We start from the raw sequence: 241 nt of genomic DNA, 5'->3' as shown, positions 1-241 counted from the left end.
ACACAAAGCTGCTTTTAAATTATTCTCTGTTTTGATTTGCAACACTTTAGTCACAGCCATAGTATTCCCCCTAATCAATCACATGTTTAATCATCTCATGAATAGTTTGGTTCAATTGTTTTTGGAGTTGAATCATTTCCATGAAGTCATCTTGTCTAATTTCGCTTTCTGTTTCATGTATCCTTTTGACAATTTGATTAATGTTCACACCTATTCGATTCACCTCTGTTTTTAATGATTT

The 241-nt window shown here is 32.0% G+C and carries 1 protein-coding gene; it reads right to left on the bottom strand.

Annotated elements, in window-relative coordinates; translation table 11 throughout:
• Nucleotides 1-70: 70 nt before the first annotated feature.
• The gene (mobC, locus tag E4T68_RS10050) at nt 71-223 is read right to left on the bottom strand and encodes a plasmid mobilization relaxosome protein MobC (protein WP_370543849.1); all 153 of its coding nucleotides are present in this window, start codon (nt 221-223) and stop codon (nt 71-73) included.
• Nucleotides 224-241 lie beyond the last annotated feature (18 nt).

The sequence above is a fragment of the Granulicatella sp. WM01 genome, assembly GCF_004570605.1.
Lineage (GTDB): Bacteria > Bacillota > Bacilli > Lactobacillales > Aerococcaceae > WM01.
The sequence above is the reverse complement of the archived record's forward strand: the minus strand, read 5'-3'. Positions and strand labels throughout refer to the sequence as shown.